Raw genomic sequence first — 19,270 nt, forward strand, 5'->3', positions numbered from 1 at the left:
GATCCCAAGGTTGCTGTCGATCGCTGCACGAGTTGTGTTCCCTGCCATACGACCCGTCTTCCTGCCCGGACCGTCCACCGGCGCAGACCGTGGTCCGGATTTCTGCGCCCCTTCACATTGGCGCGAGCTCAGCCATCCCCGCACCCTCCCCACCTGAAGCACATGGTGCTATCTTCAGTAGCACCATGTTGCTGCGTTTGGACAAGAGAGACACCCGCCCCCTGCACGAGCAGGTGGCAGGAGCCATCCGGCGCGCCATCGCCGAGGGCGAGTGCCGGCCGGGAGACCGCCTGCCGTCGGCACGCGACCTCTCCCAGGCGCTGGACGTCAACGTCAACACCGTCCTCAGGGGACTGCGCAGCCTCCGGGACGAGGGACTGCTGGAGTTCCGCAGAGGCCGGGGCGTGACCGTGACAGAAGGTGCCGACGAGCGCTCCGGACTTCTGAACCAGGTGTACGCGCTGGTGACCGAGGCGGCACGACTGGGCTACAGCAGGACCGATCTCATAGAGATGATCAGGGGGATACCGTGAACGACGGCACCAGGACCAGGGGCGGAGCGCGCTGGAGTGCCCGGGTGTGGACAGTGGGTACGGCCGGGCTGATCGCCGCCCTGCCCTGGGCCGCCCGCGGACGGCTGCCGGCCCGCTTGGCCACCCACTGGGGGTCCGGGCAGGGTGCCCCGGACGGCTCCATGCCCCTCTGGGCGGCATCCCTCTTTCCGGCCCTGATCTGGCTGGCCCTGACCGCGATCATGTTCGTGGCCCAGCGGCGGGCCGGCGACCCCGCGCGCAGGACGACGCGGGCGTGGACCGCCGCCACCCTGCTCTCGGGGGGCATCCTCCTCGGCGGCGCGCAGGCGTCCGTCGTCCGCGCGAACCTGGACCGCGCGGACTGGCACCAGGCCCGTCAGCCAACGGCGTGGATCGTCGCGACGCTCGCCGCGGCGGCCGTTGCCGCCGGAGTCGTCGGATGGCTGGTGAACTCGCGCGTGGCGGCCTCCGCCGCGCCCGCCACGCAGGAGCCCTCCGGCCCGGTTCTGGAGATCCCGGGCGGGCAGCGCGTGGTGTGGTTCTCCCGCATCACCAATCCCTGGCTCCACCTGCTGGCGGCAGTGGCCGGCCTGGTGGCGGTGGCGGCCCTCGTCGCTCTGGTCGGCGGCCTCGCCACCGCCGGCCCGTTGTGGGCGCTGTTCGCTCCGTTCGCGCTCACGTCCCTGGCCGTGGCCGGCTGCGCCACCGTGCAGGCACGCGCATCGGAGCGCGGCCTGGAAGTGGCGTTCGGACCGCTCGGCTGGCCCGCCCGGCGCTGGCCGGCCCAGGACATCGAGTCGGCTCGCGCCGAGAACCGCACCCCCGCGCAGGTCGGGGGCTGGGGTTACCGGCTCAGTGGTCTCGGCACCACGGTCATGCTGCGGAGTGGAGAATGCCTCGTCATCCGGACCCGGGGAAAGGGCAGGGAATTCGCCGTCAGTATCGACGACGCGGAGCGCGGTGCAGCTCTTCTTAACGCGCTCAATATGACTCGGAACGGCTGAACCTGTCATTCCGCGTGAGCCGCGACACACAGGTTCGACCTGGGTGAGAAAACATGTCATGATCACCTCTCGAGAAGGGATCACGCACTCGGGGGAGAAGCGTGCTGACCACACGCCCAGAACCCCCTCGGTGTGGCTCATTCGAAACGAGGGGAATCAATTGAATATCAAACAGCGCGGAATGCTCGCCGTCGCGGGTCTCACCGCGGCCGCGATATGTGTCGCGGCCGCACCCGCCGCGACCGCCGATACGGCCACGAAGGCACCCGCATCGACTGCCATGGCCTCGACCGCCTCGGCGAAGAAGGACGGGGAGAACGTCTTCCGCGGTCTCTTCTTCGGCCAGGGCAAGGTGGGTGAGCAACTGGCCGGGCTCGAGCTCTTCGCCGACGCGCGCAAGCACATCGACAACAACTCCCGCGACCAGGTCCGTGCGGCGAACGCCGTCGTCGACCTGATCAACAAGAGGTCGCCGGGCTTCTTCGCCAAGCTGAGCGCGCAGGCGCGCAGCGGTGACCCGCGTCAGGTCGAGCGGGCCGTGACGGACGCCCAGAACATGCTTCTGGCCGTGGCGCACAAGGGAGACAAGGCCGCCACCCCCGTGGAGGTCGGCCAGAAGTGCGGCGTGACCGTCGCGGTCGCCGCCGCCGTGGTCCACGTGGCCGCGGTGCTGACGGCGGCCGGTGCGGTCGTCACGGTGACGGTCGCCGTGGGCGCGAACTTCGTCAAGGGCAAGAACTGGTTCTGGAGTGCGCAGCCCACCACGGGTGACGGCTCGCAACTGTCCCGCGACGAGGCCGTGGCCCAGGTGACGGGGGCGCTCAAGGCCGCCTGAGCACTGTGAGGGGGTGGAGCGGCTGCAGACGTTCCACCCCCTCGGCAGGGCGCCCGCCACTCGGCGGGCAGGCCGGGATCACCATGAAGAACTCAATCCGCCGCATGCGCGAGAGTTTCTCGCGAACCAGCGACCAGACCATCACCCTTTCCAGGCGAGCCATCGCGATCACATGCGTCGTCTGGTCGGTGCTCATTCTTTACGTAGCCCAGGAACAGTTGCCCAGGAACACCATCACCCTGCCGGCCCAGAAAAGCGTCCGGCACACCGTGGTGAATCTGGCCCCGCAAGGCTGGGCCTTTTTCACCAAGTCTGCCCGTGATCCCGAAATCCGACCCTACGGAAAACAATCCGACGGGTGGCGCTCACTGGCTCTCGGACCTCATTCCTCGGCGCGAAACTTTTTCGGACTCGATCGGGTTTCCCGGGCTCAGGGCGTGGAAATCGCCATGGTTCTCTCCGCCGCCCGGGCGAAGGACTGGCGTCCGTGCACGGAGGGGCGGGAGAAGTGCCTCACGGCGTTCGGAGCCCCGGTCCGGACGATCAAGAACATCTCTCCCGAACCCACCCTGTGTGGGACCGTCGGCCTGCTCCAGGAACGCCCCACTCCCTGGGCCTGGCGTGATCTGATCCCTGACAGCCACTCGGTGGAACGCGCCATGGTGTTGAAGGTGACGTGCTGATGCGCCGTCACACGATCCCTTCCCCCTGGACCGCCGGATACGGCTGGGCTAGGACCCTGCTTGCCCTGGGCACGCTCGGAACCCTCGCGTGCAGCGACTCCGCCACCCTCTTCCGGGAGGTCGCCACGGTGGGGAAGTACCCGCTGTGCCAAGGCGTGGGCGGAGCGGGCGCGTGGTGCCTCGTACCGGCCCAGGACTACGACATCGTCCGCTGGCTGTGCTGCCTCGTCCTGCTCCTCGTGGCCAGCGGATGGCGGCCGGCGCTGACGGCCATCCCCCACGCCTACATCTCCTTCAGCGTGTTCACCGGAATAGCCATCCCCGACGGCGGCGACCAGATCACCTGGCTGCTCAGCCTTCTGATCGCGATGGTCGCGCTCGGCGACAGGCGCAAGTGGCACTGGCAGACACAACAGCCGTCCCAGCCACCGCCGTCCGGGCGCCGCCGGTACATCGCCCTGCTGGGCACCAGTGCGCTGGTCGTGGTCCGACTGCAGATGTCCGTCGTGTACTTCCAGGCCTGCGTGGCCAAGTTGCCGCACGCGGAGTGGGCCGACGGAACCGCGTTGTACTACTGGATCAACAACTACGACTTCGGCGCCGCGGACTGGCTGCGCCCGCTCCTGAACGTCGTCGTCCAGAACTCGGTCGGCGTCGCCGTCATGACCTGGGCTCCCCTCTTCCTCGAACTCTCCCTGGCGGCAGCGCTGCTGCTCCCCCAGAGAGTGCGTTGGATGCTGTTGCCGGCCGGCGTCCTGTTCCATCTCGGCATCGCAGTCGTCATGGGCCTGTGGAGCTTCGCCCTGGCCATGTGGGCCGGCCTGTTCCTCCTGCTGGCGCCACTCGGCCACGATCCCGACGTCACCGGGCTGGCTCGCTCCCTGCTGCGGTCCCGCACCCGGACCATCGCCACGCCGTCCGGAACTCCGGAGCCGAAGAGCGGGGCCGTCGCAACCTGACCCGGGCCGCCGGGTACCGACCGGGCGGGGCGCCGCATGGCGGCCATGACACCGAGATCAACGGAAGAGGTCATCTGATGCACATACGCACGGGAGTCGTCGCAGCGGCAGCCATCGGCTCGGTACTCATCGGCACGACAGCCGCCATGGCTGCGCCGACGACGGGCACCGTCCCCTGGTCTGCGCGGTATCGGACGGCGACCGCTTCGGGAGAGCGGTGGCTGGAAGGCAATGGTTCGGTTCCCTCCCGCGACCTCGTGGTGAGCGGCACGTTGTCCAATGCCGGAGACGGGTGTTACTCGCTGTGGACCCGGTTCACCTTCGACTTCGTCCCCGCACCGGCCCGCAAACAGGCTGAAGTGTGCGGCCGGGCGTCGGTGGACGTCGCCGTGCGACAGGCGTACCGGGCCACCACGACCGGCTACCTCACCGTGTGCAAGGGCACCAAGGCCACGGCTTCGTGCTCGCCCTGGCAGACGATCACCTCATGGCCCATCGGCTCGCCCGAGGCTGGGGCCGTCGGTGCGGATCCACACCTCGGATTCCGCCCGCGGCAACCCGTCCCGGCGGTCGACCTGGGAGACGCCCGAGCCGACTAGGACATCGCGCGCTGCGGACATCGCGCGGCTGCGTCATCTTGACTGAGCGGCTCGCACGCACGAGCACACCCGTCCGGCCGACTGCGCACCGGTCGGGGCCCGGCCGGTGGTTGGGCGGGCGCCCGCGGGATCGGTCCGCCCCTGAAGCGTGTTGCAGAAGGCTGATCACGCAGCCTGAGCCGGGCTGATGACGCATCCGGTGATGTGGGACGAGGTTGCGCATGCGGGCGACGGCCTGGACAGCGTGGTGGCGGTCGTCGCCGCGCTGTCGGCAGTCACGCAAGATCTTGTATTTCTTCACCCGGCCGAAGACTGCTCCACGCAGGCTCGCACCTTGCGGGTGGGCTGCATTGTCTGCTTTCCCGCCCTTCAGTGCGGGCAAGTCGCCCATTCCTCCGCATGACCACCGTGCTCCACGGCGCAGCACACACTCTCCCAAAGAGCACGAAGTGACTTCAGGGGGAGGGCGAACCGGCAACCCGCCTCGGTGGCCGCTCTCACCGTTCTCTAGGCTGACCGCCGAAAACAGGCCAGCCAACGGGGGAGACACCAGCATGGACACCGCACGCCGACGCCTTCGCTCGGGAACCGTCCTCCTCGGCGGCATGGGCCTGCTCGCCACCGCCCTGACCGCCTGCTCCTCCGCACCGGACAAGCGCTGCGTCGACCGCGACAGCTACCAGCTCGCCAAGGGCTACAAGATCGTCTCCGACAAGAACTGCAAGTCCACCAAGGCCTTCGTCAACGGCGCCTGGTACTACGGCGGCAAGAAGAAGGGCTCCTGGGTGAGCGGCGGCTCCTTCACCAAGCCGAGCAAGGGCTCCGGCTCGCATTCGGGCTCGGGCGGCTCGTACGGCGGCGTCCACCGCGGCGGCTTCGGCGGCGGCCACGGCAGCTCCGGCGGCTGACGAGGAACCCCCGCAGGGAACCCCCGCATGGAACGCCGTACGACCACCCCCCGCCCCGGCTGGCAGCAGACCGTCGAGGAGCAGGGGCTCGTCTACCCCCTGACCCGCCACCCCGACGGCTCACTGCGCCCCTACTGGGACGAGAGCGCCTACTACGTCTTCACCCTGGACGAGGTCGAGGCGCTGGAGGAGACCGTCGCGGAACTGCACCGCATGTGCCTCGCGGCCGCCGAGCACATCGTGGCCGAGGACCGCCTCGCCGACCTCGGCATCACCGACCCGCGCGTCGCCGAGGCCGTCACCGAGGCCTGGCGGCGCCGCGCCGAACTCCCCTCCGTCTACGGCCGGTTCGACCTCCGCTACGACGGCACCGGCCCGGCGAAGCTCCTGGAGTACAACGCCGACACCCCGACCTCACTGGTCGAGGCCGCCTCCCCCCAGTGGTTCTGGATGGAGGAACGCTTCCCCGGCGCCGACCAGTGGAACTCCCTGCACGAACGCCTGGTCGACGCCTGGCGCGAACAGGCCGCGCTGCTCCCGCCGGGCAGCCCCCTGCACTTCGCGCACTCCTCCGCCGACGAACTCGGCGAGGACCTGATGACGGTCGCCTACCTGAAGGAGACCGCCGAACAGGCCGGCCTCGCCACCGACTGGATCTCCATGGAGGAGATCGGCTGGGACACCCTCTCCGGGCGCTTCGTGGACAACGGGCTCCGCTTCATCCGCAGCATCTTCAAGCTCTACCCGTGGGAGTGGCTCACCACCGACGCCTTCGCAGGGCATGTCCTCGACACCCTGGACAACGGCGGCGGCACCGGCAGCACCCTGTGGATCGAACCCGCCTGGAAGATGCTCCTGAGCAACAAGGCCCTGCTGGCGATCCTCTGGGAGCTGTACCCCGGCCACCCGAACCTCCTGCCCGCCTACCTGGACGGCCCGCGCGAGCTGGCGGCGTCGACCGGCTATGTCGCCAAGCCGCTGCTGGGCCGCGAGGGCGCGGGCGTGACCGTCCACGAGCCCGGCGCCCCGGCCGGTACCCGGGACGAGCCCTGCTGCTACCAGCAGCTCGCCCCGCTGCCCGCCTTCGACGGCAACCACCTCGTCCTCGGCGCCTGGGTCGTCCAGGACGAGCCGGCCGGCCTCGGCCTGCGCGAGTCCTCGGGCCTGATCACCGACGAGTACGCCCGCTTCCTGCCGCACGTGATCCTCTAGGAAGGGATCCGTCAGGAAGGCTCTGGTGCCGGGGCACTAGCCCTCCAGCACGCCCGCGAGCTGGGCCAGGCCCCAGTCCAGGTCCTCCTCCGAGACGACCAGCGGCGGTGCGATCCGGATGGTCGAGCCGCGGGTGTCCTTCACCAGCACCCCGCGGTCCATCAGCTTCTCCGACACCTGCCGACCGGTGCCGAACCGCGGGTGGATGTCCACGCCCGCCCACAGCCCGCGCCCCCGCACCGCCGTGACCCGACCGGTGCCGAGCAGCCCGCCCAGCTCGCGGTGCAGCCGCGCCCCCAGTTCGGTGGCCCGGGCCTGGAACTCGCCGGAGCGCAGCATCGAGATCACCTCCAGCGCCACCGCGCAGGCCAGCGGATTCCCGCCGAACGTCGACCCGTGCTCGCCCGGCCGGAACACCCCGAGCACCTTCGCGCTCGACACCACCGCCGACACCGGCACGATCCCGCCGCCCAGCGCCTTTCCCAGCACGTACATGTCAGGTACGACCCCCTCATGCTCGCACGCGAAGGTCCGCCCGGTCCGTCCGAGGCCCGACTGGATCTCGTCGGCGACGAAGAGCACGTTCCGCTCGCGGGTCAGCTCCCGCACCTTCGGCAGATAGCCGGCCGGCGGCACGATCACCCCCGACTCGCCCTGGATCGGCTCCAGCAGCACGGCGACGGTGTTCTCGGTGAGCGCGGACCGCATCGCGGTCAGATCCCCGTACGGCACGATCTCGAAGCCCGGCGTGTACGGCCCGAAGTCCGCCCGGGCCTCCGGATCGGTCGAGAAGCTGATGATCGTGGTCGTACGCCCGTGGAAGTTGCCGCCCGCGACCACGATCTTCGCCATCTCCGCGGGCACCCCCTTCACCCGGTACCCCCACTTCCGGGCCGTCTTCACCGCGCTCTCCACGGCCTCGGCGCCCGAGTTCATCGGCAGCACCATCTCCATGCCGCACAGCTCGGCCAGCTCCGTGCAGAACGCGGCGAACCGGTCGTGGTGGAAGGCGCGGGACGTCAGCGTCACCCGCTCCAGCTGCCGCTCGGCCGCGTCGAGGAGCCGCCGGTTGCCGTGCCCGAAATTGAGCGCCGAGTAACCGGCCAGCAGATCCAGATACCGCCGCCCTTCCACATCGGTCATCCACGCCCCCTCCGCCGTGGCCACGACGACGGGCAGCGGATGGTAGGTGGGCGCACTGTGCGCGTCGGCGGCGGCGATGAGGTCTTCAGCAGTGGTCACGGACCCTCCCGGGACACGACCGGATACGACGGTGACCCCCTTCCTATCCTCGCCCGCATGGTGGACGCGGGACCTCGCCGCTCCGGCGCGCCCGGTAGGCTGATCAGCGGGTCGTGACTGGCGCGCTAGGGATGGGACGGACCATCGGGGAGCGGCCCGAGCGGGAAAAGAGTGCCGTGCGCCTGGGCCGAACGTGAACGCTGTAAGCACGCCGTCCGGAGGTCCCCATGCCAGAGCAGCCCCTGTCGACCGAGTCCACCGCCTTCCGTGCCGCCCTCGACGTGATCCGTGCCGTCGAGCCGCGGGTCGCCGACGCCATCGGCCAGGAGGTGACCGACCAGCGCGAGATGCTGAAGCTGATCGCCTCCGAGAACTACGCCTCGCCGGCCACCCTGCTGGCGATGGGCAACTGGTTCAGCGACAAGTACGCCGAGGGCACCATCGGCCGCCGCTTCTACGCCGGCTGCCGCAACGTCGACACGGTGGAGTCCCTGGCCGCCGAGCACGCCAAGGCGATCTTCGGAGCCCGACACGCCTACGTCCAGCCGCACTCCGGCATCGACGCCAACCTCGTCGCCTTCTGGGCCGTGCTCGCGGACCGCGTGGAGGTCCCGTTCCTGGAGAAGACCGGCGCCCGCCAGGTCAACGACCTCTCCGAGGCCGACTGGGCCGAGCTCCGCCAGGCCTTCGGCAACCAGCGCATGCTCGGCATGTCCCTGGACGCCGGCGGCCACCTCACCCACGGCTTCCGCCCGAACATCTCCGGCAAGATGTTCGACCAGCGCTCCTACGGCACCGACCCGGCCACGGGCCTCATCGACTACGAGGCCCTGCGCGCCCAGGCCCGCGAGTTCAAGCCGCTGATCATCGTCGCGGGCTACTCGGCGTACCCCCGTCTGGTGAACTTCCGCATCATGCGCGAGATCGCCGACGAGGTCGGCGCGACCCTGATGGTCGACATGGCCCACTTCGCCGGTCTGGTCGCCGGCAAGGTCCTGACCGGCGACTTCGACCCGGTCCCGCACGCCCAGATCGTCACCACGACCACCCACAAGTCCCTGCGCGGCCCGCGCGGCGGCATGGTCCTGTGCGACGACTCCCTGAAGGACCAGGTCGACCGCGGCTGCCCGATGGTGCTCGGCGGCCCGCTCCCGCACGTCATGGCCGCGAAGGCCGTCGCCCTCGCCGAGGCCCGTCAGCCCTCCTTCCAGGACTACGCCCAGCGCATCGTCGACAACTCCCGCGCCCTCGCCGAGGGCCTGATGAAGCGCGGCGCCACCCTGGTCACCGGCGGCACGGACAACCACCTCAACCTGATCGACGTGGCCACCTCCTACGGCCTCACCGGCCGCCAGGCCGAGGCGGCCCTGCTCGAGTCCGGCATCGTCACCAACCGCAACGCCATCCCGGCCGACCCGAACGGCGCCTGGTACACCTCCGGCATCCGCATCGGCACCCCCGCCCTGACCACCCGGGGCCTCGGCACCGCGGAGATGGACGAGGTCGCCGGCCTCATCGACCGCGTCCTCACCACCACCGAGCCGGGCACCACCAAGTCGGGCGCCCCGTCCAAGGCGGCCCACGTCCTGGACGAGAAGATCGCGGAGGAGATCGCCCAGAGGGCAACGGACCTGGTGGCGGCGTTCCCGCTCTACCCTGAAATCGACCTCGGCTGATCAACGCCCCAAGGGGCAGCCAACCCCAGGGGCGCGGGGTCGCATTCAAGCGGGGCCGCATTCGATATGCGGCCCCGCCGCGTGGGCGCGGCCAGCCCCCACGGGCCCGTAGTTCCCCACGCACCGAACCCCCCGAGCTCTCTGAGACAATAAAAAACATGGCTTCCGCTGACCAACCTCGCGTGCTCTCCGGCATCCAGCCCACCGCCGGCTCGTTCCACCTCGGCAACTACCTCGGCGCCGTCCGCCAGTGGGTGGCCCTGCAGGAGTCCCACGACGCCTTCTACATGGTCGTCGACCTGCACGCGATCACGGTCCCGCAGGACCCGAAGGACCTGCGCGCCAACACCCGCCTGGCCGCGGCCCAGCTGCTGGCCGCCGGTCTCGACCCCGACCGCTGCACCCTCTTCGTCCAGAGCCACGTGCCCGAGCACGCCCAGCTCGCCTGGATCATGAACTGCCTCACCGGCTTCGGCGAGGCCAGCCGGATGACCCAGTTCAAGGACAAGTCCGCCAAGCAGGGTGCCGAGCGGGCCTCCGTCGGCCTGTTCACGTACCCGATCCTGCAGGTCGCGGACATCCTGCTGTACCAGGCCAACGAGGTGCCGGTCGGCGAGGACCAGCGCCAGCACATCGAGCTGACCCGCGACCTCGCCGAGCGTTTCAACGGCCGCTTCGGCGACACGTTCACGATGCCGTCGCCGTACATCCTCAAGGAGACGGCGAAGATCTACGACCTTCAGGACCCGTCGATCAAGATGAGCAAGTCGGCGTCCACACCGAAGGGCCTGATCAACCTGCTCGACGAGCCGAAGGCGACGGCCAAGAAGGTCAAGAGCGCCGTCACCGACACCGACACCGTGATCCGCTACGACGCGGAGAACAAGCCGGGCGTGTCGAACCTCCTCACCATCTACTCCACGCTCACCGGCAGGTCGATCGCCGAGCTGGAGCAGGACTACGAGGGCAAGATGTACGGCGCGCTCAAGACGGACCTCGCCGAGGTCATGGTCGGGTTCGTGACGCCGTTCCGGGAGCGCACCCAGCAGTACCTGGACGACCCCGAGACGCTCGACTCGATCCTCGCCAAGGGCGCGGAGAAGGCGCGCGCCGTCGCCGCGGAGACGCTTGCGCAGGCGTACGACCGGGTGGGTTTTCTGCCTGCGAAGCACTGAGACGCACTGAGAAGCACGAACCGGCGCTGAGGCGCACGACCGTACACACGTCCGACCGGGCAGAGCGCTGCACATCACTTCCGCTGCGCCTGCCCACAGGACATCCGTGGCCGTACAGTCGATAGCCGACGGCCCGGTCGTGGACGCGACGAAGGCGGCGACGAAGACGGCCGGGAAACATCACGCGACGACAGGAGACGACGTGGGGACCGTAACGATCGGCGTGTCGATCGCGGTCCCGGAGCCTCACGGCAGCCTGCTCCAGGAGCTGCGCGCGGGCTTCGGCGACGCCGCGGCTCACGGCATCCCCACGCATGTCACCCTGCTGCCGCCGACCGAGGTGGACACGACCGACCTGGCGGCCGTCGAGGCGCACCTGACGCAGGTCGCGGCGGCCGGTCGGCCGTTCCCGATGCGGCTGTGCGGAACCGGCACCTTCCGGCCCCTGTCGCCGGTCGTCTATGTGCGTGTCGTGCAGGGCGCCGAGGCCTGCGCCTGGCTGCAGCAGCGGGTGCGGGACGCCTCGGGGCCGGTGGCACGCGAGCTGCAGTTCCCGTACCACCCGCATGTCACGGTCGCCCACGGCATCGACGAGGCGGCGATGGACCGCGCCTTCGTCGAGCTGGCCGGCTTCGAGGCCGAGTGGCCGTGCACCGGGTTCGCGCTGTACGCGCAGGGCGCCGACGACGTGTGGCGCAAACTGCGGGAGTACGCGTTCGGTGGATCCGTGGTGCCCTCGCAGGGGGGCCACGCGGACGTCCAGCGCGGGACGATCGCCAGTCGCTGACGCTGCGCTACAAGGGCAGCCTGCGAAACAGCGCACGCGGCGCGTGCCGTAGCGCAGACATCACCAGGCGCAGGGCGCCCGGCACCCACACCGTCTCCGAGCGGCGGCGCAGGCCCAGTTCGACGGCCGTGGCGACCGCCTCGGGGGTGGTGGCGAGCGGGGCCACGGGCAGGTCGGCCGTCATCCGGGTACGGACGAATCCGGGGCGTACGACCATGACGTGCACGCCGGTGCCGTAGAGCGCGTCGCCGAGGCCCTGGGCGAAGGCGTCGAGGCCGGCCTTGCTGGAGCCGTAGATGAAGTCGGCGCGGCGGGCCCGTTCGCCGGCGGCGGAGGAGAGGACCACCAGGGAGCCGTGGCCCTGGGTCTGCAGGGCGCGGGCGGCGACCAGGCCCGCCGACACGGCTCCGGTGTAGTTGGTCTGGGCGACCCGGACCGCGCGCAGGGGGTCGCGCTCGTCGTGGGCCTGGTCGCCGAGGATGCCGAACGCGAGCAGCACCAGATCGATGTCGCCCTCGGCGAAGACCTTGCCGAGGGCCGCCTCGTGGGACTCGGGGTCGAGGGCGTCGAAGGCGACGGTGCGCACGTCGGCGCCCAGGGCGCGCAGGTGCTCGGCCGCCTGGTCCAGGGCGGGCGAGGGGCGGCCGGCCAGCCAGACGGTGCGGGTGCGGCGGGCGATCAGCCGGCGGGCGGTGGCCAGCGCGATCTCGGACGTGCCGCCGAGGACGAGCAGGGACTGGGGCAGAGCGGTGGCGTCCTTCATGACAGTCGACCGTATCGCCCGCATATGTCTGTTCTGGTGAAGAAACGCGGTGTTGACGCCCACTCGGAACGGGCACAGTCCGATCATGGACTGGCTGAAGAAGCTTCCCGGGATCGGGCCGATCGTCACCTGGCTGATGACCACGCGCGCGTGGCAGTCGTACGAGCGGCTGGACCGGGTGAAGTGGACACGGCTGGCCGCCGCGATGACCTTCATCAGTTTCGTCGCGCTGTTCCCGCTGCTGACGCTGATCGCCGCGATCGCCGCCGCCACGCTCAGCCAGTCGCAGCAGAAGAACCTCCAGAACAAGATCGCCGACCAGGTCCCCGGCATCGCCGACCAGCTGGACATCAACTCCCTGGTGCACAACGCCGGTACGGTCGGAGTCATCGCCGGTGCCGTGCTGCTGTTCATCGGCATGGGCTGGGTCGGCCAGATGCGCGAGTGTCTGCGCGTGGTGTGGGAGCTGCCCGACAGAGAGGGGAACCCGGTCCTGGCCAAGGCCAAGGACGCGGGCATCCTGGTCGGTCTCGGTGGCGCCCTGCTCGCCACGTTCGCCATCTCCACCGTCGCCTCCGCGCTGGTGGGCTGGACCACCGACCAGCTCGGCATCGAACGGGCGGGCTGGGGCGCCGTCCTGCTGCGGATCGCCGCGTTCACCGTCGCCGTGCTCGCGGACTTCCTGCTCCTGCTCTACGTCCTGACCCTGCTGCCCGGCGTCGAGCCGCCGCGCCGCCGCCTGCTGGAGGCCGCGCTCCTCGGCGCGGTCGGTTTCGAACTGCTGAAGGTGCTGATCAGCGGCTACATCCAGGGAGTCGCCACGAAGAGCATGTACGGCGCGTTCGGCGTCCCCGTGGCCCTGCTGCTGTGGATCAACTTCACCGCGAAACTCCTCCTGTTCTGCGCCGCCTGGACGGCGACGCAGAGTGAGGAGACCGACGTCGAGGAGGTCAGGAACGCGTCCGACGGCGCATCAGGTCCGGCAGCGGCCAACGGCGGTTGACCAGGAACGCCGCGCCGCCGAGCAGCACCAGCAGCCCGCCGGCGATGGCCAGGGCGATCCCGACGCCGCTGGAGCCGCCCGTGGCGGTGGCGCTCGCCACCGGCTTCGAGCCCGACCCGCCGGTCGTCTCCGCCGCCCCGGCGGAGGCGGTGGCGCCGGGGCTCGCGGTGGACTGCGCGGCGCTCTTCGGCGGGACCAGCTCGCCCACCGGCGTGACCTTGCCGGCCGCCTTGAAGCCCCAGTCGAACAGCTTCGCCGTCTCCTTGTAGACCTCGTTGTGCTCGTGCTTCTCCGGGTTCATCACCGTGACCAGCAGCACCCTGCCGTTCCGCTCGGCGACGCCGGTGAAGGTGGCGCCGGCGTTGGTGGTGTTGCCGTTCTTGACCCCGGCGATGCCCTGGTAGACGGGCACGTCGGTGTCGCCGCTCAGCAGCCGGTTGGTGTTCTGGATCTCGCCGGACCCGAACTTGGCCCGCACGGTCGAGCAGTAGTCGCGGAAGTCCTTCTTCTGCAGCCCGGAGCGGGCGAACAGTGTCAGGTCGTACGCCGACGACACCTGCCCCGGCTCGTCGTAGCCGTCCGGGCTGACCACGTGCGTGTCCAGGGCCTGCAGCTCGTCGGCGTGGTCCTGCATGTCCCTGACGGTCTGCGCGACGCCGCCGTTCATCGCGGACAGCACGTGCACGGCGTCGTTGCCCGAGCGCAGGAAGACACCGAGCCACAGGTCGTGGACGGTGTAGGTGCGGCCCTCCTTTATCCCGACCACGCTGGAGCCGACGCCCATGCCGGCCAGGTCGTTCGGCACCACCTTGTGCTCGGTCGTCTTCGGGAACCTCGGCAGCACGGTGTCGGCGAACAGCATCTTCAGGGTGCTCGCCGGGGGCAGCCGCCAGTGCGCGTTGTGCGCGGCGAGGACATCACCGGACTCGGCGTCGGAGACGATCCAGGAGCGGGCGGTGAGGTCCTTGGGGAGCACGGGCACGCCGTCCGCGAGGTTCACCTGTGTCCCGGGCTGCCCGAGCCGGGCTCCGCCGACCTGCGACATCTGCGCCGGGGGCGTGGCCGTCGGGCTCGTCGAGGGGGTCGGGGCCGCGAGCGCGGCGGGCGCGGTGACGGACACGGACAGCAGCGTGGCGGTGGTGACCAGCAGGGATCGCCTGACGGTCTTCTTCGGTGCGGGCACGGCCCTGAACGTACCTGGCACGGGCCGCGAAGTCCCGCCCCGCACCCCACCCCGGACACGGGACGTGACACCGAACGGCGATACTGGTCCCATGCTGCGCTCATCCGGGGGCCACCCCCCGGACCCCCGGCCGCCTGCGGGTGCCCGGCGTTGTGTTGAAAGGTCAGTCCCTGTGAAACTCAGCCGCCCGGTCTCCTGGTTCCTGCTCGCCTTCGGGGTGTGGAGCTGGGTCATCTGGGTCACTTTCGTCAAGAACCTGGTCAAGGACGGCAGCGGTCTCGCCTTCGACGACGGTCACCCGACCGCGTACTTCTGGGTGCACCTGCTGCTGGCGGTCGTCTCCTTCGTATTGGGGACGGTCATCGGGGTCATCGGGTTGCGCGGACTGCGCGCACTGCGCCGGACGTCATAGCGGGGGAACTCGGCAGCGTGGTCATCGTCTTCGTCCTTGTCGCGCTGGTCGTCCTGGCGGTCCTGGTGCTGGGGCACTGGTACGTGTGGCGCCGCCTGGTCCGCGACACGACCGGCGGCCCGGGTCTCGCCCGCCGCGCCGGAACGGCGGTCTTCGTCGCCGGCCCGCTCCTGATGGTCACGGCCCTGGTCGCCGAACGTTCCGGCGCCCCCTTCTGGCTCCAGCGCACCCTCGCCTGGCCCGGCTTCCTGTGGATGGCGCTGGCGCTGTACCTGCTGCTGGCGGTGGTGGCGGGAGAGGCCGTACGACCGCTGCTGCGCCGGTTCGTGGAGCGGCGGGTGCCCGCCGCGGCGGTTGTGCGCGAGCCGGAGACCGTACCGGCGGGGCCACCACCGAGCGAACCGGAGCCCGTGCCGGCCCCTGCGGAGACGAGCGGTCCCTCGCGCCGCCTCGTCGTCTCCCGCGTCATCGGCGGAGCCGCAGCCACCGCGGCCGCGGGGACCGTCGGTTACGGCACCTACGGCGTCCTGCGCGGGCCGCGGGTGAAGCGGGTCACCGTCCCGCTCGCCAAACTGCCCCGCGCCGCACACGGCTTCCGGATCGCCGTCGTCAGCGACATCCACCTCGGCCCCGTCCTGGGCCGCGGCTTCGCGCAGCGTGTCGTCGACACCGTCAACGCCACCCAGCCCGACCTGATCGCGGTCGTCGGCGACCTGGTGGACGGCAGCGTCAAGGACCTCGGCCCGGCCGCCGCGCCCCTCGCCCGGCTCAGCGCCCGGCACGGCGCGTACTTCGTCACCGGCAACCACGAGTACTTCTCCGGCGCCGAACAGTGGGTCGCCGAGGTGCGGACGCTCGGCCTGCACCCGCTGGAGAACGCCCGTACCGAGCTGCCGTACTTCGACCTGGCCGGAGTGAACGACCTCCAGGGCGAGAGCGAGGGCCAGGGCCCGGACTTCCAGAAGGCGCTCGGGGACCGGGACCCGGCACGCACGTGCGTGCTCCTCGCCCACCAGCCGGTGCAGATCCACGAGGCCGTCCGGTACGACGTCGACCTCCAGCTCTCCGGACACACCCACGGCGGCCAGCTCTGGCCCGGCAGCCTCATCGCGGCCGCGGCCAACCCGACCGTGGCGGGTCTCGACCGGTACGGCGACACACAGCTGTACGTCAGCCGGGGCGCGGGCGCGTGGGGTCCGCCCACGCGTGTGGGTGCGCCGTCGGACGTGACAGTGATCGAACTCGCCGCGACGCGCGCGTGACCGAAACTGCCCCCCCATCTTTGTGAAGACGCTGTGGAACCCGGCGGAAACAACGTCTCGGTAAGTTCTTGCACATCTGGTCAGAAAGCCCTTCCCCCAGGTGAAAGTCCTGTGATTAGGTGAGCCGCGCCGCTTAGGGGAGTGGCGAAATTGTGCTGGCCAGGGGTAGGGCCCTGGAGGGCCTGGGGAGGGCACCACCATGCGATCTGTTCGCATGCGCATTCTCGTGACGCTGCTCGTACTCGCTGTCGTGGGAATCGGCGGCTGGCAGTTGCTGCCGTCGCAAACGGACAAGAACAAGACGATCACCGTCGGCACGACCGACGCCGTCACTTCACTGGACCCCGCGGGCGCGTACGACGCCGGTTCCTGGGCCCTGTTCAGCAACGTCTTCCAGACGCTGCTCACCTTCGAGCCGGGCGGTGTCGAGCCGGTCCCGGACGCCGCGAAGAGCTGCGACTTCGTGGGCAGCGGACTGAAGACGTACCAGTGCAGGCTGCGTGACGACATCACCTTCCCGAGCGGACGGAAGATGACCGCCGAGGACGTCCGGTACTCCTTCGAGCGGGTCAAGAAGATCGACGCCGCCGTCGGCCCGGCGTCGCTGTTCTCCACGCTCGGCTCGGTGACCGCCGACAGCGCGACGACGGTCACCTTCCATCTGTCGTCCCCGGACGCCACCTTCCCGCTGAAGGTCGCCACGGGTGCCGGTTCGATCGTGGACAAGGACAAGTACCCGGCCACCGCCCTGCGCAAGGACGACGGCGTCGACGGCACCGGCCCGTACACGCTGACCGCGTACACGAAGGACAAGAAGGCCGTCCTCGACCCGTACGGGAGCTACGAGGGCTACCTGGGCGGCACCGGCCGCCCGATCGAGCTGCGCTACTACCCCGACTCCGAGCAGCTCAACAGCGCCTGGCAGCACAAGCAGGTCGACGTCGCCACCCGGACGCTGCCGCCGAGCATGCTCTCCCAGCTGAACCCGAGCGACCCCAACATGCGGGTCACCGAGTCCGACAGCGCCGAGACCCGCAACCTCTACCTCAACACCCGCGCCGGCTCGCCGCTGCACGACGTGCGCGTGCGCCGCGCCCTGGCCTGGCTGGTCAACCGCGAGCGGCTGGCCGCCAAGGTGTACGAGGGCACGGTCGACCCGCTGTACTCGCTGATCCCGACCGGCATCACCGGCCACACCACGTCCTTCTTCGACGACTACCCGACGCAGAGCATCCAGAAGGCGCGGGATCTGCTCACCCAGGCCGGGGTGACCCTGCCGGTGCACTTCACCTTCGGCTACGGCAAGAACCGGGGTGCGGGCGAGGACGAGGCCGCGGAGCTGAAGAAGCAGCTGGAGGCGGGCGGCCTGTTCAAGGTGGACGTCCAGGGCTACGAGTGGACCGACTTCCAGAAGCGCTGGGCCGCCGGGAAGATGGACGCGTGGGCGGTCGGCTGGGTGGCCGACTACCCCGACCCGGACACCTTCGGCTCCCCGCTCGTCGCCACCGGCTCCACCATGGCCACCGGCTACAGCAACAAGGTCGTCGACCACCTCATCCTGGACAGCCAGCAGTACGCCGACCGCACGCGCGCCGCGAACGACTTCCATGACATCCAGGCGGACGTGGCGACCGACGTGCCGCTGGTCCCGCTGTGGCAGCGCAAGGAGTACGTGGTCAGCACCGAGGACGTCGGCGGCGGCCAGTACCTCACGGACGGCACGGGCGTGTTCCGCCTGTGGCGTCTGCAGTGGATCTGATCAGCCCGTCTCGTCGCGGCGCGCCCTGGCCCCCGGGTCCGGCAGTGCCTTCGTCATCCCCGGCAGGAAGTCCGTGAACAGTTCGTGGACTTCGAGCACGAGGGGGCGCAGCACCCGGAAGCGGGCCAGGGCGACTCCGCGGGCGGTCAGCCGCGCCCCCCGGCGCGCCAGCCGGTAGCTGCGCTCACGTCCCTCGGTGCGGTCGAACACCCAGTACAGGACGAGGCCCATCTGGGAGAGCCACATCAACTCCGGAAGCACGTCCCGGAGTTCGGGCGCCACCTTGGACTTGGAGCCGGCCAGCACCTCGCGGTGGACGCTGATGGCCTGCTCGCGGGCGTGCTCGCTCTCCGGCGAGAAGGGGCTGAGCGGGCTGTCGGGGTCGGCGGCGTTCTTGAAGAACTGCACCGCGAACTCGTGGTACGGCCTGGCGATGTCCAGCCATGCGGTCAGCACGCCCGCGAGCCGCGCCTCCAGGTCGGTCTCCCGGTCCAGGACCTCCCGGACCGCCACCTGGTGCTCGGCGGCGATCCGGTCGTAGAAGCCCTGGATCAGGTGCTCCTTGCCCGCGAAGTAGTAGTAGGCGTTGCCCACGGAGACCCCGGCCTCCTTGGCGATGGCCCGCATGGTCGTCTTGTCGTAGCCGCGCTCCTGGAACATCCGCATGGCGGTCTCCAGGATCAGGGCGCGGGTCTGCTCGGACTTGGTCGGGGATCCGGCCTCGGGGCCGTCGTTCTTCGCGGGCACGGGAGGAGCCTAACCAGTGGCGCAGGCACCGTCGGAACAGGACGGCGGGTTGTAACTCCACCCCGTGCCGGGATGGTATGACCACCCGTCCGTGCGCCGGTAGGACCGCCCGCCCCACTGCGCACCGCCCCGCTGCCCACCGCCCCACAGCGCACCCCGCCACTTCGCGGCCGCCAGCACCGCGCCCCGGGCCAGCCTGGCCCCGGCCGGGGTGCTCAACTTGTGCGCGAGCGGGCGGTGTTCACGCAGGGCCCACAGGACGACGATCCAGGCCCGGGAGGCCTGGTAGACCTGGCCCAAGTCGCCGATCACGGTGACTTCGTCGAGGGTGGCGGCGTGGTCGAGCCCCGGGTAGCGCCTGCGGGCCTCGGCGGATCCGGCCGGCACCAGCTCCAGCGGCACCAGCTGCGGCTGCCGTACCAGCCAGTTGCGCAGGTGGGTGCAGAGGGCGCACTCGGCGTCGTACAGGACGGTGAGCCGGCGGACCGGGACGCCCGCGGCGCCCCGGCCATCCGTGGCGGTCATGGC

General features: G+C 70.3%; 21 protein-coding genes and 1 riboswitch. Of the genes, 16 read left to right on the top strand and 5 right to left on the bottom strand.

Translation table 11 applies throughout. The features are described from left to right. Nucleotides 1–185 precede the first annotated feature (185 nt). The 9 genes from ACWC5O_RS36255 to ACWC5O_RS36295 all read left to right on the top strand — a co-directional run bounded on the left by ACWC5O_RS36255 (nucleotide 186) and on the right by ACWC5O_RS36295 (nucleotide 6,733). Nucleotides 186–533 carry a GntR family transcriptional regulator gene (locus tag ACWC5O_RS36255; protein WP_450584081.1) on the top strand — a complete coding sequence of 116 codons (348 nt, stop codon included), beginning with the start codon at nucleotides 186–188 and terminating at the stop codon, nucleotides 531–533. After that, nucleotides 530–1,537: a DUF1648 domain-containing protein gene (locus ACWC5O_RS36260; protein ID WP_450584079.1), complete on the top strand. Its 1,008-nt coding sequence runs from the start codon at nucleotides 530–532 to the stop codon at nucleotides 1,535–1,537. The genes ACWC5O_RS36255 and ACWC5O_RS36260 overlap by 4 nt, the downstream gene beginning before the upstream one ends. A 160-nt stretch (nucleotides 1,538–1,697) precedes the next feature. Then, entirely contained in the window at nucleotides 1,698–2,372 is a 675-nt protein-coding gene (locus ACWC5O_RS36265; protein ID WP_450584078.1) for a sporulation delaying protein family toxin, read from the top strand. An 83-nt stretch (nucleotides 2,373–2,455) separates the two neighbouring features. Next, the gene (locus ACWC5O_RS36270; RefSeq protein ID WP_450584076.1) at nucleotides 2,456–3,055 is read left to right on the top strand and encodes an SdpA family antimicrobial peptide system protein; all 600 of its coding nucleotides are present in this window, start codon (nucleotides 2,456–2,458) and stop codon (nucleotides 3,053–3,055) included. Then, nucleotides 3,055–4,014 carry a sporulation-delaying protein SdpB family protein gene (locus tag ACWC5O_RS36275; RefSeq protein ID WP_450584075.1) on the top strand — a complete coding sequence of 320 codons (960 nt, stop codon included), beginning with the start codon at nucleotides 3,055–3,057 and terminating at the stop codon, nucleotides 4,012–4,014. The genes ACWC5O_RS36270 and ACWC5O_RS36275 overlap by 1 nt, the downstream gene beginning before the upstream one ends. Before the next feature lie 77 nt (nucleotides 4,015–4,091). Beyond that, entirely contained in the window at nucleotides 4,092–4,613 is a 522-nt protein-coding gene (locus ACWC5O_RS36280; RefSeq protein ID WP_450584074.1) for a hypothetical protein, read from the top strand. 187 nt (nucleotides 4,614–4,800) lie between these two features. Then, the gene (locus ACWC5O_RS36285; RefSeq protein ID WP_450584072.1) at nucleotides 4,801–5,016 is read left to right on the top strand and encodes a hypothetical protein; all 216 of its coding nucleotides are present in this window, start codon (nucleotides 4,801–4,803) and stop codon (nucleotides 5,014–5,016) included. 151 nt (nucleotides 5,017–5,167) lie between these two features. Continuing rightward, nucleotides 5,168–5,521 (top strand): hypothetical protein, encoded by a 354-nt coding sequence (locus tag ACWC5O_RS36290; RefSeq protein WP_450584070.1) that lies wholly within the window; start codon nucleotides 5,168–5,170, stop codon nucleotides 5,519–5,521. 27 nt (nucleotides 5,522–5,548) lie between these two features. Then, nucleotides 5,549–6,733: a glutathionylspermidine synthase family protein gene (locus ACWC5O_RS36295; RefSeq protein WP_450584069.1), complete on the top strand. Its 1,185-nt coding sequence runs from the start codon at nucleotides 5,549–5,551 to the stop codon at nucleotides 6,731–6,733. 36 nt (nucleotides 6,734–6,769) lie between these two features. On the opposite strand, the gene rocD is transcribed toward ACWC5O_RS36295, so the two are convergent. Next, nucleotides 6,770–7,975 (bottom strand): ornithine--oxo-acid transaminase, encoded by a 1,206-nt coding sequence (rocD, locus tag ACWC5O_RS36300; protein WP_450584067.1) that lies wholly within the window; start codon nucleotides 7,973–7,975, stop codon nucleotides 6,770–6,772. 103 nt (nucleotides 7,976–8,078) lie between these two features. Beyond that, nucleotides 8,079–8,170: riboswitch (ZMP/ZTP riboswitch) on the top strand. Nucleotides 8,171–8,202: 32 nt separating this feature from the next. Here rocD and ACWC5O_RS36305 point away from each other — a divergent pair. The 3 genes from ACWC5O_RS36305 to ACWC5O_RS36315 all read left to right on the top strand — a co-directional run bounded on the left by ACWC5O_RS36305 (nucleotide 8,203) and on the right by ACWC5O_RS36315 (nucleotide 11,613). Beyond that, nucleotides 8,203–9,651, top strand: coding sequence for a glycine hydroxymethyltransferase (locus tag ACWC5O_RS36305; RefSeq protein ID WP_450584065.1), 1,449 nt, complete (start codon nucleotides 8,203–8,205; stop codon nucleotides 9,649–9,651). 158 nt (nucleotides 9,652–9,809) lie between these two features. Then, nucleotides 9,810–10,826: a tryptophan--tRNA ligase gene (gene trpS, locus ACWC5O_RS36310; RefSeq protein WP_450584063.1), complete on the top strand. Its 1,017-nt coding sequence runs from the start codon at nucleotides 9,810–9,812 to the stop codon at nucleotides 10,824–10,826. A gap of 202 nt (nucleotides 10,827–11,028) precedes the next feature. Next, nucleotides 11,029–11,613 (top strand): 2'-5' RNA ligase family protein, encoded by a 585-nt coding sequence (locus ACWC5O_RS36315; protein WP_450584177.1) that lies wholly within the window; start codon nucleotides 11,029–11,031, stop codon nucleotides 11,611–11,613. 7 nt (nucleotides 11,614–11,620) lie between these two features. Here ACWC5O_RS36315 and ACWC5O_RS36320 read toward each other — a convergent pair whose 3' ends face one another. Next, complete coding sequence (locus ACWC5O_RS36320; protein WP_450584061.1) at nucleotides 11,621–12,376, bottom strand: decaprenylphospho-beta-D-erythro-pentofuranosid-2-ulose 2-reductase; 756 nt, start codon at nucleotides 12,374–12,376, stop codon at nucleotides 11,621–11,623. Nucleotides 12,377–12,461: 85 nt separating this feature from the next. Between ACWC5O_RS36320 and ACWC5O_RS36325 the strand changes: the two genes are divergently transcribed. Further along, nucleotides 12,462–13,379, top strand: coding sequence for a YihY/virulence factor BrkB family protein (locus ACWC5O_RS36325; protein ID WP_450584059.1), 918 nt, complete (start codon nucleotides 12,462–12,464; stop codon nucleotides 13,377–13,379). On the opposite strand, the gene ACWC5O_RS36330 is transcribed toward ACWC5O_RS36325, so the two are convergent. Beyond that, nucleotides 13,327–14,562: a D-alanyl-D-alanine carboxypeptidase family protein gene (locus tag ACWC5O_RS36330; RefSeq protein ID WP_450584058.1), complete on the bottom strand. Its 1,236-nt coding sequence runs from the start codon at nucleotides 14,560–14,562 to the stop codon at nucleotides 13,327–13,329. The genes ACWC5O_RS36325 and ACWC5O_RS36330 overlap by 53 nt on opposite strands. Nucleotides 14,563–14,734: 172 nt before the next feature. Here ACWC5O_RS36330 and ACWC5O_RS36335 point away from each other — a divergent pair, with 172 nt between their 5' ends. The 3 genes from ACWC5O_RS36335 (at nucleotide 14,735) to ACWC5O_RS36345 (ending at nucleotide 17,995) form a co-directional block, all read left to right on the top strand. Beyond that, a complete protein-coding gene (locus tag ACWC5O_RS36335) occupies nucleotides 14,735–14,974 on the top strand; it encodes an SCO4848 family membrane protein (protein ID WP_190012810.1) in 240 nt (79 codons plus the stop codon). Nucleotides 14,975–14,991: 17 nt separating this feature from the next. Further along, complete coding sequence (locus ACWC5O_RS36340; protein WP_450584056.1) at nucleotides 14,992–16,236, top strand: metallophosphoesterase; 1,245 nt, start codon at nucleotides 14,992–14,994, stop codon at nucleotides 16,234–16,236. Between the two features lie 214 nt (nucleotides 16,237–16,450). Continuing rightward, on the top strand, nucleotides 16,451–17,995 hold the full coding sequence (locus tag ACWC5O_RS36345; protein ID WP_450584054.1) for an ABC transporter substrate-binding protein: 1,545 nt from the start codon (nucleotides 16,451–16,453) through the stop codon (nucleotides 17,993–17,995). On the opposite strand, the gene ACWC5O_RS36350 is transcribed toward ACWC5O_RS36345, so the two are convergent. Continuing rightward, complete coding sequence (locus ACWC5O_RS36350; RefSeq protein WP_450584052.1) at nucleotides 17,996–18,742, bottom strand: TetR family transcriptional regulator; 747 nt, start codon at nucleotides 18,740–18,742, stop codon at nucleotides 17,996–17,998. It abuts the gene before it with no gap. Between the two features lie 9 nt (nucleotides 18,743–18,751). Continuing rightward, nucleotides 18,752–19,267: a thiol-disulfide oxidoreductase DCC family protein gene (locus ACWC5O_RS36355; RefSeq protein ID WP_450584051.1), complete on the bottom strand. Its 516-nt coding sequence runs from the start codon at nucleotides 19,265–19,267 to the stop codon at nucleotides 18,752–18,754. Nucleotides 19,268–19,270: the final 3 nt, after the last annotated feature.

This window comes from Streptomyces sp. NPDC001450 (genome assembly GCF_053597295.1).